The following is a 15,273-nucleotide window of genomic DNA, read 5'->3' on the forward strand; positions in this document are numbered from 1 at the left end:
CGAAGAATAAGCGTGGTAATCTTAAGTTATGATCTCTCCGTCACTTCGAGTGGCCCGACGGGAGTCGGGCTGTATCGAGAAGTGCTTTGGAGCTAACTTCAAAATGCTATCGATACGCTGCTATTTTCGTTTCACTCAAATATCACCACTCGAACTGACGGTTTAACTATTCAGGGTGATTGCCAGGTAAGCATTTCCGTATTGGTAATGATGTTGCTGTTTTTATTCACCGCGAGCTAGGAACTAGCACAGCTATCTTTTGTTGTGAATGTCTTGTGAATCTTAAGCTTATCAATTGTTCAGCTGGGCTAGTTTAGGGATTTATCCGAATTTTGGTCTGGAGCTTGCTCCGTAATTTATTTGGAGGTCCAAGTTGTTTTATGTTTCAGCGCATTAGATTCTGGAATAACCCCGAAAGCTTTGAAGGTAGAAAGACGACTATTATTCTTGACGAAATAAGCCTAAGCTCAAAATGAATGAGCTACAAAAATAATATGTAAAACCTACTTGCCATTCGAAAGAATGGCAAGTAGGTTTTAAGTGAGTTGATGTCAAAATTTTGTACCGTTTTGAGCGAGACGAATTGTTTTTTTTAAAATTTATCTCTAATTTACTTAAGAGTTCAGAAAATTTTGAATAGCTATAATAAATAACAAAGTCGTTAAATAAAGTTAAAGTTGGTTTAGAATAGTTCAAAAATTAATTCTATTAAAGAAAGCTATTATATTTGCGGGATAAAAGCTTTCAATAACGTATGTTATTCAATTCCCTGGATTTTGCTGTTTTTCTGCCTTTAGTTTTTCTTTTCTACTGGTTTGTGGTTAATAGAAATTTAAAATTGCAAAATTTATTTGTTGCAATCGTTAGTTATATATTTTATGGCTGGTGGGAATTAGAATTTTTACTACTCATTTTTATAAGTACGATTACTGATTATTTTGTAGGAATTAGAATTTTTTCTACATCAAACTATTTAAAAAAGAGAGTATATCTGGGGTTAAGCCTATTTGTAAATCTAGGTATGTTAGCTTATTTTAAATACGCTAATTTTTTTATTACCAATTTTAATGAAGCTTTTTCAATTTTTGGCTCTAATTTTAATATCCATTCACTAAATATTATTTTACCTGTTGGGATAAGTTTCTATACTTTCCAAACTTTGAGTTATACTATAGATATATATAAAAACAAAATTCGCCCTACAAAAGACTTTATTGTCTTTTCGGCCTTTGTCAGTTTTTTTCCTCAATTAGTAGCAGGGCCTATTGAACGGGCTAAGAATTTGTTGCCACAATTTAAAGTTAAAAGAGAGTTTCGTTATGAAAAAGCTGTAGATGGTCTACGGCAGATTTTATGGGGGTTGTTTAAGAAGTTAGTAATTGCAGATAACTGTGCTGTATATGTAAATTATATTTTTGAAAATCAGGCAGATCTTTCTGCTAGTACTTTACTTTTTGGAGCTGTATTATTTACTTTTCAGATTTACGGAGATTTTTCTGGATATTCCGATATTGCTATAGGAACAGCCAGGCTTTTTGGTTTCGATCTGATGCAAAATTTTGCATACCCTTTATTTTCAAGGGATATTCCCGAATTTTGGAGGCGTTGGCATATATCACTTACAACCTGGTTTAGAGATTATGTTTATATTCCTTTAATAAAGTTGGGAGGAAGGGGAAATTTTTATCGACTTAGAAATATCTTTATTCTTTTCTTTTTAACAGGAATATGGCACGGAGCCAATTGGACATTTATTGCTTGGGGAACCCTAAACGCTGTTTATTTTATACCATATTTGATTTTCAAAAATAAGAAATCACATAAAGGTATAGTAGCTGAGAATAGTAATTTCCCTAGCTTAAAAGAAGTTTATAATATTTTTATTTCTTTTATACTCAGTGTATTAGCTATAATACTTTTTAGGGCTCAAACAATAAAAGAAGCCTGGAGCTTTTACTTGGGTATGGTGGATGCCAGCCTTTTTTCAATGCCTTATTATCGTGGCATAGGCTACTCTCGGCCGTTGTTAATTCTAATCTTTGTTTTTATGCTAATTGAGTGGTATGGAAGAAAGGAAAGTCATGCCTTAGCTGGACTATCAAATATTAAATTCCCTTTGATGCGGAAACTAATATATTTTTTAATTATATTATCTATTGGAGTTTATATGTGGGCAGAAACATCCGATTTTATTTACTTTCAATTTTAAGTGATGAAATTATTCTTAAAGAGAATTAGTTTTTTTATTGTTTTGATATCGGTATTATATGTGCCTGGTTTGTTGTTAATAGACTTAATGCTTCCGCCTATTTATAAGCCAAATGTTTTGTACCAGGCAGGGAATGGGTTAGTGCAAAAAAAGATAGAAGAAAGTGACACGCTTTCGGATATTGACGTACTCTTCCTGGGGTCTTCTCATGCATATAATACATTTGATCCTTTAATCTTTGAGACTGAAAATATTACTAGTTATAACTGGGGAACAAGTCAGCAAACTCATCCTCAAACTCAAATGGTTTTAAAGGAATATCTTTTAAAGCTTAAACCTAAACTAGTGGTGTATGAAGTTTTTCCTGAAATGTTTGCTATGAGCGGCAGGGCTTCTACAGCTGATTTTCTCAATGCTTCCAAACCTTTTGAGGTTGGACTATCAGAAATCTTCGAATATGAAAATAGTATTGTTTTGCTAAATACTTATCTTGTTAAGTATGCACGAAAATTTTTAGATATTGAAGATAAAAAGCAAAACTTTTCTTCTAGCAGTCGTTATTATAGGGGCTATCTAGAGCGGCCCTATTTGGCTACTTCCATTAGGGATGACATTCAAATTAGATGGGTGCCCCGGGAAAATCAATTGACCGCTTTTGAAGAAAATTTAAAATTTTTAAAAGAAAATAAGATTCCCTATATCCTGGTTATTGCACCCTACGCATTCAGTTATAAAAACACCTTTGATGTAGAAGAATATTTGGAAAGACAAGGTGAACTTTATGACTATAATAAACTTATTAAGTTTGATACTTCTAAAGATTTTAATGATGTTCACCATATTAACCATTACGGCGCTACTAAGGTAAATCTGCATCTAAAACAGATTTTAAAAAATAAATTGGAGAAGCTTAATTTTTTTTAGCTGTAAGTTGTTCTGATTTATTGGGGTGGTTATTGATAATGAAAGACTTGAAACGAATGGAAGGAATTATTTAGTTTTATAGTTTTTATTAGGTTAATGACCTGTAAGAAGGGGGCGTAAAGTTTGAGACAAGATATCGTTTGGATTTTTTGTTCTTTTTAATCGAGGGGAAATAAGAAAATAAAGAATGTCAGTTAATACATTAAAAACTATTGCCGCACAGGCAATAGTTTTACTGAAAATAGCTGTGTTTAATACTTTATTGTGTAAAATGAAATTAGTGGCGGAAATCCCCTCTTTTTTTTGTTTTTTCTCTCTCAGAGAATTCATTATCTCCTCTGGAAAAAGGGGAGCTGTTAAACCTGGGAATTTTGGTAGACTCTAAGCATTAGATCCTGAAATAAATTCAGGATGACGAGATTTTTGTCTTCTTAAATTTTCTCCAGGTCAATCTGTTAAAATAAATCCAGGAAGATGTAAAATCTATTTTATTCAATTTAAAAATATTTTTGTATTTGTGACTCCACACTAAATATCAAAGGTTAAAACCATAGCAGTATAAATAAACCTATTAATCAGGTATATAGCAAACCATCTTTCAAACAATTCTTAACGTTTTTAAAGCTTTAAGGTTTATTTAGCAATAGGCTCATAAAGAAATTCTATCTTTGCCGCCGATTAAAAGTTAAACTAAAATTCTCAAATGACTGAACTTCAGGAGAAATTAGAAGGTGAAAAAATTCTTATAACCGGAGGAGCCGGTTTTATTGGGTCTAATCTTTGTGAGACCTTAATTGACTTAAATGCTAAAGTAGTTTGTTTAGATAACTTTGCTACCGGCCATAAGCATAATTTAGAGCAGGTAAAAGATCACAAGAATTTTGAATTGATAGAAGGAGATATTCGCGATTTAGAAACTTGCCATGAGGCTTGCAAGGATGTAGATTATGTATTGCACCAGGCAGCTTTAGGTTCTGTGCCGCGTTCTCTGGCCGATCCTATTACCAGTAATGAGGTTAATATATCTGGCTTTTTAAATATGTTGGTAGCAGCGCGAGATGCCGGAGTAAAAAGGTTTGTATACGCAGCAAGTTCTTCTACTTATGGAGATTCTGAAAAACTTCCTAAAGTGGAAGATAAAATAGGAAAACCACTTTCACCGTATGCTATCACAAAGTATGTGAACGAACTTTACGCCGATATCTTTCAGGATGCTTATCAATTAGATAGCATAGGATTACGGTATTTTAATGTTTTTGGAAGGAAACAAGATCCAAATGGAGCTTATGCTGCGGTGATTCCGAAGTTTGTGATGCAGTTTATGAAGCACGAAAGTCCGGTAATAAATGGAGATGGAACTTATTCCCGTGATTTTACCTATATCGATAATGTAATTCAAATGAATTTACGTGCTATTACTTCCGAAAATAAAGAGGCTGTTAACCAGGTGTATAACACCGCTGTTGGTGATAGAACTAATTTGGTAGAACTTACACAATTGCTTAAAAAACATCTTTCTGAATTTGATCCTAAAATTGCTGATGTTGAAGTTAAGCATGGTCCAAATAGGGCGGGTGATATTCCGCATTCTTTGGCTTCAGTTGATAAAGCGGAAAAGTTATTGGGCTATAAACCAAGCCACCGAATTGATGAGGGGTTGAAAGAAGCGGTTTCTTGGTATTGGAAGAATTTAAAGTAAAGTATTAATGAAGTGAAGGCTTGAATAAATATAAGTGTAAGTTGGAAAACTATTTTTTTTGTAATCACTGATTTACTGGGTTACATCATCACTTATTCACAATAAAGCGAAAAAACTAAATAAGAAATGAAAAATAGAAAAATAGCTGTTATAGGTCTTGGCTATGTTGGGTTACCCCTGGCAAGACTTTTTGCTACTAAATATCCGGTAATAGGATTTGATATAAATCAGTCTAGAATTAAAGAATTAATGACTGGGCGCGATTCAACTTTAGAGGTGGAGGATGATGTATTACAATCGGCTTTGGTTCAAAAGGAAGATTTAGAAAATGAAAATGGTTTGTACTGCTCGGCCGATCTTGAGGATATAGCAGATTGCAATTATTATATCATTACGGTGCCTACCCCGGTAGATAAAAACAATAGACCAGACCTTACTCCGCTGTATAAAAGTAGTGAAACCGTTGCGAAAGTACTGCAAAAGGGAGACGTGGTAATCTATGAATCTACGGTATACCCGGGTGTAACAGAAGATGAATGTGTGCCGGTGCTTGAAAAACATAGCGGACTTAAATTCAACGAAGACTTTTTTGTTGGGTATTCACCCGAGAGAATTAACCCGGGAGATAAAGAGCATACCGTAGATAAAATTTTAAAAGTTACCGCCGGTTCTACCCCTGAGATCGGGAAAAAGGTAAACGAGCTTTATGCTGAAGTGATTACCGCCGGTACACATTTAGCTCCAACTATAAAAGTGGCTGAGGCTGCAAAAGTTATTGAGAATTCTCAACGGGATATCAATATTGCTTTTGTAAACGAATTGGCCAAGATATTTAATATGATGGATATCGATACACAGGCAGTTTTGGAAGCAGCTGGCACAAAATGGAATTTCCTTCCGTTTAAACCCGGATTGGTTGGCGGTCACTGTATTGGAGTAGATCCTTACTACCTGGCTCAAAAAGCTCAGGAGATTGGTTATCATCCGGAAATTATCCTTGCAGGAAGAAGAATGAACGATTCTATGGGGCAATATGTAGCTTCTGAAGTTGTTAAGCTTATGCTGCAGAATGACCAAAAAGTAAAAGGAGCTAATATCCTGGTGCTGGGTATTACCTTTAAAGAGAACTGCCCTGATGTTAGAAATACTAAAGTGGTAGATGTTATAAAGAATCTCAAGGAATATGGTACCAATGTGACTATCTTTGATCCACTTGCAAATCCGGAAGAGGTTAAGCACGAATACGGACTCACAACTGTAAAAGAAATACCGGGCGAAAAATATGATGCCGTCGTTTTAGCTGTGGCGCATAAAGAATTTTTGGAAATGAATCTGGATCAGTTAAAAAACGGCAATACCGTTGTATATGATGTGAAGGGAGTGCTGGGAGATAGGTGTGATAAGAAGTTGTAAATTCGGGAATTGAGAATAGTTAATTGGGGATTCGAGATTGGTTTTTTGTTAGTTTAAGATGATTTTAAATTAAATCGTCATGCTGAACTTGTTTCAGTATCTAACACGATAAGAACCCAGGTTTAACTTTAATCCCTGAATAAATTTTGGGTAAGCTCCCGAATAAAATGGGAATCATGATTTGGGAACAGGGATTAGTGAATTGGGGATTTGTTAATTTGGGAATGGAGATTGGTTAATTAGGGATTCGGGACTAGTGAATTTATTTAACTATAATTGATTAATTGGAGAAAAAATATCCTATAATTTTGTGATTGATTTAAAAATCAGATATTTCCGAATAAGATTTTTTTTATATCAAATACAGTTTAATATTTAATATGGATATCCATTAAACCAATCAACCGCTTAACCAATTAACTAAAAAATGGCATCAAATTTCGAGGATCTGGATTGTTGGAAGGCTTGTTATGATTTGAAGCTTTATGTGAAAAAGGAAATATTAACCAAATTGCCGAAAACAGAGCGTTTTGAATTATATTCCCAGCTATTAAGGTCAGCGAGGTCGGCTACGGCAAACATTACTGAGGGTTGGGGAAGATACCATTATAAAGAAAATATAAAATTTCTTTTAAATGCGCGAGGCTCAGTTGCTGAAATATTAGATCACGGGATTGAGGCAAAGTACTGTGACTACATCTCTGAAGCGGTCTTGCAGACGCTTCGGAATAAAGCAGAATCTTGTCTCAGACTAATAAATGGCTATATCAAATATTTAAGAAATAGGAGTAAGGAATAAATATTGGTTAATTTTAAATAGTTTGGGAGGCATTCCAATTAACCAATTAACCAGTTAACTAATTAACTAGCAATGAATATCAAAAACATCTGCTGCATAGGCGCAGGATACGTAGGAGGTCCCACTATGGCAGTGATAGCTCAAAAATGTCCGGAAATTAATGTTACGGTTGTAGATATCAACGAGGAGCGCATTAAGGCCTGGAACGACGAAAATGTAGAAAATATTCCAATCTATGAACCCGGTTTACCGGAAGTGGTGAAAGAAGCCAGGGGTAGAAACCTGTTTTTTTCTACCGATGTAGATGCAGCAATCGATAAGGCCGATATGATCTTTATCTCGGTGAATACACCTACTAAAACTTACGGAATAGGTAAGGGGATGGCTGCAGACCTTAAGTTCATCGAACTGTGTGCCCGCCAAATCGCAAGGGTGGCTAAAGATGATAAAATTGTAGTTGAAAAATCTACTTTACCGGTACGTACCGCCGAGGCTTTAAAGAATATTTTAGATAATACCGGTAACGGAGTGAACTATCAAATTCTCTCTAACCCCGAATTTTTAGCCGAAGGAACTGCGGTAGATGATTTGATGAATCCAGATCGAGTGCTTATAGGAGGCGATATTGATACTGCTAAAGGAAAAGAAGCCGTAGATGCTCTAGTAGATGTTTACGCCCATTGGGTGCCAAGAGAGCGACTATTAACCACTAATGTTTGGTCTTCAGAGTTATCTAAATTAACGGCAAATGCTTTCCTGGCGCAAAGGGTTTCCAGCATCAATGCAATGAGTGAACTCTGTGAAAAAACCGGGGCCGATGTAAATGAGGTTTCTAAAGCTGTGGGAATGGATTCCAGGATTGGGGCAAAATTCCTCAAATCTTCGGTTGGTTTTGGAGGATCCTGTTTTCAAAAGGATATTTTAAACCTGGTATATATCTCAAAATCTTTTGGTTTACACGAAGTAGCCGATTACTGGGAGCAGGTAATTATTATGAACGACCATCAGAAAAGAAGGTTTGCCGCTAAAATTGTGCAAACCTTATTTAACACTGTTTCCGGAAAGAAAATTGCGTTACTGGGTTGGGCCTTTAAAAAAGACACCAACGATACCCGGGAATCGGCAGCTATTTATGTGGCAGACTATTTGTTGAACGAACAGGCTGAGATCGTAGTGTATGATCCGAAAGTAAAAACAGAACAGATCTATGCCGATTTAGATTATTTGAATACCCGTTCTTTAGAAGAAAATAGAGCCAGGGTAACAGTGGTAGACGGAGCTTATGAAGCGACTAAAGATGCTCACGCTGTAGCGGTGTTAACTGAGTGGGATGAATTTAAAGAATTAGACTGGCAAAAAATATATAAAGAAATGCTAAAACCTGCCTTTTTGTTTGATGGAAGAAGGTTGTTGGAAAGAAAAACTAAAGAGGGTATTGGGTTTGAGTTTTATGCAATTGGAAGTTAAATATGGATGTATTAAATTTAATAGGTAGGAGTACTGAGCTTTTTGTACCTGATATTTCTAAATACGAAGCCGAATTAAGATCTAAAGTTTCAGCTTCCAAATTTCTTGTGATAGGAGGTGCTGGCTCCATAGGGCAGGCAGTTACAAAAGAGATTTTTAAAAGAGACCCGAAAAAACTTCACGTAGTTGACATTAGTGAAAATAATATGGTAGAATTAGTTCGGGATATTCGTAGTTCTTTGGGGTATATCGATGGTGATTTTCAAACTTTTGCTTTAGATATTGGCTCTGTGGAGTATGATGCTTTTATAAAAGCAGATGGAGAATATGATTATGTGCTCAATTTGTCGGCATTGAAGCATGTGCGAAGTGAAAAAGACCCTTTTACATTAATGCGCATGATAGATGTGAATATCTTCAATACCGAAAAGACAATTAAGCAGTCTTCTGATAATGGTATTAAAAAATACTTTTGCGTTTCTACAGATAAAGCTGCCAACCCAGTAAATATGATGGGGGCTTCTAAACGTATTATGGAAATGTTTTTAATGCGACAAAGTAAAAATATTCCAATCTCCACAGCTCGTTTTGCCAATGTAGCTTTTTCTGATGGTTCGCTATTACACGGGTTTAATCAACGCATCCAAAAGAAACAACCTATTGTAGCCCCTTCTGATGTAAAACGTTATTTTGTAACTCCTCAAGAATCGGGTGAGTTATGTTTAATGTCTTGTATTTTTGGGGAAAACAGGGATATATTTTTCCCGAAACTGAGTGAGAGTTTACATTTAATTTCCTTTGCAGATATTGCTGTTAAGTATTTAGAGCAATTAGGCTATGAGCCCTATTTGTGTAAAACTGAAGATGAAGCCCGGGAATTAGTAAAAACAATACCACAAGAGAAAAAATGGCCTTGTTTTTTTACAGAGAGTGACACGACAGGAGAGAAAGGCTTCGAAGAATTTTTTACTGAAGAAGAGACTTTAGATCTAGAAAAATTTCAAAATCTTGGAATTATTAAAAATGATTTAAATATCGAAGAAGAAAAATTGAATCTTTTTGAACAGCAAATTTCTCAAATGAGAGATAGAGGAGTCTGGTCTAAAAATGAAATTGTGGAATTATTCCATAAAATGATACCGGATTTTGGCCATAAAGAAACCGGTAAATATTTAGATGCGAAAATGTAATGATAGCAGTTCAGAAAACCATATCTTTTATACAGGATACGTTTAATACTAAAGAATTTATTCCTTTGCACGAACCGCGATTTCAAGGGAATGAAAAAAAGTATTTAAATAATACCATAGATTCCACTTTTGTTTCTTCTGTAGGGGCATATGTAGATAAATTTGAGGCTATGATGCAGGAGATTACCACTACTGAAAAAGCAGTAGCAGTGGTAAACGGTACATCAGGGATTCAAGTTGCTTTACGTTTGGTTGGAGTTAATAAGGGAGACGAAGTGCTTACTCAGGCTCTTACCTTCGTGGCAACCGCAAATGCTATTGCTTATAATGCTGCAAAACCTGTTTTTATAGATGTAGATCGAGATACTATGGGTTTATCTCCAAAAGCTCTGAACGACTTCTTAGACGAATTTGGGGAACTTAGGGAAGATGGCTGTTACAATAAAAAAACCGGTAATAAAATAGCGGCTTGTTTGCCTATGCATACTTTTGGTTTCCCGGTAAGAATTGATGAAATCGTTAAAATATGTACCAATTGGAAAATTCCGGTAGTTGAAGATGCCGCAGAATCTTTAGGTAGTGAGTTTAAAGGAAAATCAACAGGAAGTTTTGGGAAAGTGGGTGTTTTTTCTTTTAATGGCAATAAGATAGTGACATGTGGAGGTGGTGGTGCCATTGTAAGTAATAATATTGAGCTTGGCGAGAAGGCGAAATATTTAACGACAACCGCTAAAAAACCACATTCTTATGAATACTATCACGATGAATTGGGTTATAATTATAGAATGCCCAATCTAAATGCTGCATTGGCCTGTGCCCAACTTGAAAATTTGCAAAGTTTTATAAAAAATAAAAGGGAATTAGCTGAAAACTATGCTTATTTTTTCAAAGATCAGGATATAAGATTTCGTACTGAAATGCCCAACACTACAGCGAATTACTGGCTCATGTGTGTTGAATTGGAAAACAAAAAACAACGAGATCTTTTTCTAAAAGAAACCAATGATGCCGGCGTGATGACTCGGCCTATATGGCAATTGATGTATAAACTGCCAATCTATAGAGATTGCTTTAAGGATGGTCAGGAAAATGCTGAGTTTTTAGAAGATAGAATTGTAAATATACCAAGTAGTGTTAGATAAGGAGGTTGTATTGGTTGGATATTCAGGACATGGTTTGGTTGTGGCGGAAGCCGCAAAACTAACTGGTTTAAATATTACGGAATATACAGAAACTAAAAAAGTTAGTTTAAATCCTTTTAAATTGGAGTACTTAGGTTTTGAAAGGGATGAAGAGTTTGAAGCCTGGACCACAGATAAACAATATGTTTTAGGGATAGGCGATAATCATATTAGGCAGAAAGCTGGAAACTTTATTATTTCAAAAAATAGAAAAGTTCTAAATGTTATTCATCCTTCAGCTTCGTTATCAGAACATGTGCAAACGGGGATTGGTAATTTTATAGCCAGGAATGCAGCCATAAATCCTTTAGTGAGCCTTGGAGATTTTTGCATTATTAATACTGGTGCAATAGTAGAACATGAGTGTACTATAGGCAATGCAGTGCATATAGCTCCCGGTGCTGTATTAGCAGGTAATGTGAGTGTGGGTAATGGCACCTTTATTGGCGCTAATGTGGTGATTAAACAAGGAGTGAAAATTGGAGAAAATGTTGTGGTAGGAGCCGGAACGGTTGTACTTAATGACGTAGCAGATAATAAGACTATTGTTGGTAATCCAGGAAAAGAGAAATTATGAAAAGAGAAATTGATTTTAAAGGTAGAAGAATAGATCAACATACTACTATATTAGAGGCCATGAAATTAATGGATAAAATCGATCATAAACTTTTAATTATAACAAAAGAAAAATCCTTTCTAGGACTTTTAAGTGCTGGAGATATTCAAAGAGCAATTATTGGAGATAAATCTTTGGATACGCGGGTTACTGAAATTTTACGTGATAATATAAGAGTTGCAACTCCAAAAGATTCTTTTCCTGAGATAAAAAGTCTTATGCTAAAGTATAGAATGGAGCTTTGTCCGGTTTTAGATGAACAAAATAATATTGTGGCAATTTATTTCTGGGAAGATATATTTAAGGATCCAAAACCATATTCTCAATCAACATTTAATTTACCAGTAATAATTATGGCTGGTGGTAAAGGAACAAGACTTAAACCAATTACTAATATTATTCCAAAACCATTAGTGCCGCTAGGAGAAAAACCAATTGTAGAATGGATTATCGATTCTTTTAATAAAGTTGGTGTGCAGGATTTTTACTTTACAGTAAATTATAAAAAGGAAATGATAGAGGAATATTTCAATAATATTCAAAGAGATTACGAAACCAAATACTTTGTTGAAGATAAGCCTCTTGGTACAGCTGGTAGTTTACACTTACTTAAAAATATAATTACCTCCACTTTTTTTGTAACTAATTGTGATATTTTAATAGAAGACGACTATACAGAAATGTTGAAATATCATAAAGAGAATGGTAATGAGTTAACTGCAATTAGCGCGGTAAAACATTTTGAAGTACCCTATGGGACTATGGAGTTTAAAGAAAATGGAATTTTGACCGCCTTAAAAGAAAAGCCAAGTTTTAATATGTTTATTAATGCGGGGATGTATATTTTAGAGCCACATCTACTTGATGAAATTCCTGAAAATGAATTTTTCCATATTACTACATTAATGGAGAAGATTATGGAAAGAAACGGTAAGGTAGGGGTTTTTCCCGTAAGCGAAGGGTCCTGGATGGATATTGGTCAATGGGACGAATATAATAAAACCTCTAAAAAACTCGGTTTCCAGGGTATAAATCAATGAGTGTTTTGAAAAATAAGAATGTTCTTGTAACCGGTATTGGTCAAGCCAATTATATTCTACAACTTTATGGTAATATTGTTAAAAAGTGCCCTGATTTTTCATTTAATATTTTAAATCTCGAGAATTTTGGAAATGAAACAACCAAAGAAAGAGCTGAAAAAATTTTTGACAAGAATTATTATAAAAAGCCGAATTTAAAAAATTTTTTTACACTGCTAAAGGCTGTTCCTTCTGTACTTTCGAATAGCTATTTTTGGAAAGATTTGCGCATTTTTAGGGTTGAAAAAGGCTCTTTAATTTCCAACGATGGTTTGAGATTAATATTAAGACATGTGAACGCTTTTTACTATGCTAAATTTATAGATGATAGTACTAATACTGATATTATTCATTTACATTTTCCCAAGCATATTTTTGCGCTTTTCTTAAAGTATTTAACAAAAGATTATGAAGTCATAGTTACCTATTGGGGGTCTGATATTTATAGAATTGATTCCTGGAAAGATCATGAAATACAAAATTCTAGTTTAAATAATGTAGATTTAATAACAGCCGCAACTCCAGAAATGGAGTTTGCGATATTAAGTAGGTTTGGCTTTCAATTAAAAAATAAGCTTAGAAATAAACGCTTTATTCATAATAATAAATTCTATGAAGTTGCAGATATCTTAATGAAAAATAGAAATTGGATAATAGATTTTAAGAAAAGATATAATATAAAGAAAGAAAAGATTGTGCTTCTTTTTGGGCATAATGCGCACATAGAAAACAATCATTTGGAATTTTTAGAAATATTAAAAGGTTTACCTAGAAATATTGTCAGTGATTTTCATATAATCTTTCCGTTCAGTTATGGGGATAATAGTGGTGATTACCAAGAACAATTACGTGAAATCACCAAAACCATTGAATGTGATTTTATTTTTTTGACAGATTTCCTGGGGTGGGAAGATTTAGCTAAACTAAAGATTATAAGTGACGTCTATATTCATGCACCTATAACCGATGGACTAAGTGCATTCTTAACAGAATTTTTTTATACAAATAATTTAGCGATTGTAGGAAGTTGGCTGCCTTACAATACATTTTTAAACTTTGGAGTTGATTATCTAAAATTTGATGATTTTGATTCTTTGGGAAGAATTTTAATTGATCTAAAGCAGCTAATAGAAGATAAGGATGAAATTGCTGGAGCAAATAATAAAATAGTGGCCGAAAACTTTTCGGTAGAGAAGATTTCTGAAGAATGGGTCTCACTTTTTAAAGAACTTACCTAATGCCAAGTCATTTAGAAAAAACCAAGCTAGGTGTTTTATGGAGTTTTGTAAATCAAGGTGGCGCACAGGTCCTCAATTTGCTAATCACTTTTATTCTTGCAAGACTTGTTACGCCCGATGAATTTGGAACTATAGCGATGATAACAGTTTTTACAGGATTTGCTATACGATTTGTGGATTTTGGTTTTAGTGCAGCATTAATCCAAAAAAAAGAAGTAAACGAACAGGATGTAAATACAGTTTTCTTTTTTAACCTGGCATCTGGAAGTTTTTTAACGGTACTTTTCTTTTTCTTATCTCCATTAATTGCAGATTTCTATAAGGTTGATTCATTAAAAACTTTAACTAAAGTACTATCCTTTATTTTTATCGTTACCGCTTCATCAGGAGTAAATAAAGCATTAATTACAAAAGCAATTAATTTTAAATTAAATGCTTTTATTTCGCTGGCAGCATTAGTCCTAAGTTCTGGTTTAGCCATTATTTTAGCTTATAAAGGTTTTGGAGTCTGGAGTATTTTGGTAAAATTATTAAGTCAGGAAATTTTTACCTCTTTGCTTTATTTTATTTTTTACCCTGTAAATCAAAAGCCAAAATTTAATAGAAAATCATTTGATTCCATGTTTAAAATGGGAAGAAATGTTGCAGGTGAGTCTATAGTTAACTATTGGAGCCGAAATGCAGATAATTTACTCATTGGTAAAATGCTAACTAGTGGTGCTTTAGGTCTGTATTCAAAAGCTTATGCGATTATGATGTTACCTTTAACCAATTTTTCAAGGGTTATCGCTAGAGTAATGTTTCCATCTTTCTCTTTAATTCAAGATGACATCCCAGAGATTAAAAGAATATACCTTAATGCAACAAAGGTAATAGCATTTTTAACTTTTCCTATGATGGGGGGATTAGCTGTGGTATCTAAAGAATTTGTGCTTTCTACTTTTGGTCCAGATTGGAAAGAGATGATACCACTAGTAAGTATTTTATCTATACTGGGAGCCTCGCAATCTATTTTAAGTCTAAATGGGGTAATTTATAACTCATTAAATAAATCACATATAGCATTTAGAATATCACTTATTTTTGGGTTACTTAATGTTATAGGATTTTATGTTGGAATAAAGCTTGACGGTTTAATGGGGTTAGTTATAATTTATACTACCATAGGCATAGTGGGAGCAATACCTAATTTCTATTATGCTGGTCGTTTAATCAATATTTCTGTGATAGAAATACTCAAAAACTTGTCTCATTCATTTTTTCTTACATTAGTTATGGTAGGATTGATCTATGTTTTCAAATTGTTTCTTGTAAGATTTGAGTTTACTCCAATACTCTCACTTATTATTTTAGTTACTTTTGGTGCTTTAACCTATTTAGGAATGGCTGTAGTTTTAAAGGTCGAAGAGTATGAGTTGGCTAAAAAATTATTAAAAAAAAATAAAGCTAAAAAGTAGA

Annotated in this window: 12 protein-coding genes; all 12 read left to right on the forward strand. The window is 34.0% G+C overall.

What is annotated here, in order from left to right; genetic code table 11:
• Positions 1-754: 754 nt before the first annotated feature.
• The 12 genes from I6U50_RS06940 to I6U50_RS06995 all read left to right on the forward strand — a co-directional run bounded on the left by I6U50_RS06940 (position 755) and on the right by I6U50_RS06995 (position 15,272).
• Entirely contained in the window at positions 755-2,209 is a 1,455-nt protein-coding gene (locus I6U50_RS06940) for an MBOAT family O-acyltransferase (protein ID WP_198638311.1), read from the forward strand.
• A gap of 3 nt (positions 2,210-2,212) precedes the next feature.
• Positions 2,213-3,133 (forward strand): hypothetical protein, encoded by a 921-nt coding sequence (locus I6U50_RS06945; RefSeq protein WP_198638312.1) that lies wholly within the window; start codon positions 2,213-2,215, stop codon positions 3,131-3,133.
• 703 nt (positions 3,134-3,836) lie between these two features.
• Positions 3,837-4,832 (forward strand): SDR family oxidoreductase, encoded by a 996-nt coding sequence (locus I6U50_RS06950; protein ID WP_198638313.1) that lies wholly within the window; start codon positions 3,837-3,839, stop codon positions 4,830-4,832.
• A 126-nt stretch (positions 4,833-4,958) separates the two neighbouring features.
• Entirely contained in the window at positions 4,959-6,245 is a 1,287-nt protein-coding gene (locus I6U50_RS06955; RefSeq protein WP_198638314.1) for a nucleotide sugar dehydrogenase, read from the forward strand.
• Between the two features lie 427 nt (positions 6,246-6,672).
• Complete coding sequence (locus I6U50_RS06960; RefSeq protein WP_198638315.1) at positions 6,673-7,044, forward strand: four helix bundle protein; 372 nt, start codon at positions 6,673-6,675, stop codon at positions 7,042-7,044.
• A 72-nt stretch (positions 7,045-7,116) separates the two neighbouring features.
• Positions 7,117-8,511 carry a UDP-glucose 6-dehydrogenase gene (locus I6U50_RS06965; RefSeq protein WP_198638316.1) on the forward strand — a complete coding sequence of 465 codons (1,395 nt, stop codon included), beginning with the start codon at positions 7,117-7,119 and terminating at the stop codon, positions 8,509-8,511.
• A gap of 2 nt (positions 8,512-8,513) precedes the next feature.
• Positions 8,514-9,701: a UDP-N-acetylglucosamine 4,6-dehydratase gene (locus tag I6U50_RS06970; RefSeq protein ID WP_198638317.1), complete on the forward strand. Its 1,188-nt coding sequence runs from the start codon at positions 8,514-8,516 to the stop codon at positions 9,699-9,701.
• Positions 9,701-10,843, forward strand: a complete 1,143-nt coding sequence (locus I6U50_RS06975) for a LegC family aminotransferase (RefSeq protein ID WP_198638318.1) — start codon at positions 9,701-9,703, stop codon at positions 10,841-10,843. Before I6U50_RS06970 ends, I6U50_RS06975 begins: the two co-directional genes overlap by 1 nt.
• Complete coding sequence (locus I6U50_RS06980) at positions 10,833-11,459, forward strand: acetyltransferase (protein WP_198638319.1); 627 nt, start codon at positions 10,833-10,835, stop codon at positions 11,457-11,459. Before I6U50_RS06975 ends, I6U50_RS06980 begins: the two co-directional genes overlap by 11 nt.
• On the forward strand, positions 11,456-12,538 hold the full coding sequence (locus tag I6U50_RS06985) for a nucleotidyltransferase family protein (RefSeq protein WP_198638320.1): 1,083 nt from the start codon (positions 11,456-11,458) through the stop codon (positions 12,536-12,538). The genes I6U50_RS06980 and I6U50_RS06985 overlap by 4 nt, the downstream gene beginning before the upstream one ends.
• The gene (locus tag I6U50_RS06990) at positions 12,535-13,815 is read left to right on the forward strand and encodes a glycosyltransferase family 4 protein (protein ID WP_198638321.1); all 1,281 of its coding nucleotides are present in this window, start codon (positions 12,535-12,537) and stop codon (positions 13,813-13,815) included. The genes I6U50_RS06985 and I6U50_RS06990 overlap by 4 nt, the downstream gene beginning before the upstream one ends.
• Positions 13,815-15,272: an MOP flippase family protein gene (locus I6U50_RS06995; RefSeq protein ID WP_198638322.1), complete on the forward strand. Its 1,458-nt coding sequence runs from the start codon at positions 13,815-13,817 to the stop codon at positions 15,270-15,272. The genes I6U50_RS06990 and I6U50_RS06995 overlap by 1 nt, the downstream gene beginning before the upstream one ends.
• Position 15,273: the final 1 nt, after the last annotated feature.

It is taken from the genome of Salegentibacter maritimus, from assembly GCF_016236975.1.
Classification (GTDB): Bacteria; Bacteroidota; Bacteroidia; order Flavobacteriales; family Flavobacteriaceae; genus Salegentibacter; species Salegentibacter maritimus.